The 493-nt window shown below is 77.7% G+C and carries 1 protein-coding gene; it reads left to right on the forward strand.

Features of this window, described 5'->3' with window-relative positions; translation table 11 throughout:
- The coding region (locus tag LPA54_RS36900) for an SDR family oxidoreductase (protein WP_228984850.1) at positions 1-493 on the forward strand (493 nt) is incomplete at both ends.

Below are 493 nucleotides of genomic sequence, written 5' to 3' on the forward strand. Positions count from 1 at the left end.
TCACCGGGGCCACCCGCGGGCTGGGCAACGCCTCCGCGCGGGCGCTCGCCGCCGAGGGCGCGAAGGTGGTCGTCACGGGGCGGAAGGAGGACGCGGTCGCGGAGGCCGTGTCCGCGCTGGGGCCGGACGCGGCGGCCGGGGTGGCCGTGGACAACGCCGACCCCGCGGCCGCCGGGCGGCTGATCGCCACCGCGCGCGAGCGGTTCGGCCGCTTCGACGGTGTCCTCGTCAGCGTGGGCGGGCCTCCGCCGGGTTTCGTCGCCGACACCACCGACGAGCAGTGGCAGGCGGCGTTCGAGTCGGTGTTCCTCGGCGCGGTGCGGCTGGCCCGCGCCGCCGCCGCGGAGCTGGGCGAGGGAGGTGTCATCGGCTTCGTGCTGTCCGGCTCGGTGCACGAGCCGATCCCCGGCCTGACCATCTCCAACGGGCTGCGCCCGGGGCTGGCCGGCTTCGCCAAGTCCCTCGCCGACGAACTGGGCCCGCGCGGCATCCG

Source organism: Streptomyces sp. DH12 (assembly GCF_020873895.1).
Taxonomy (GTDB): domain Bacteria; phylum Actinomycetota; class Actinomycetes; order Streptomycetales; family Streptomycetaceae; genus Streptomyces.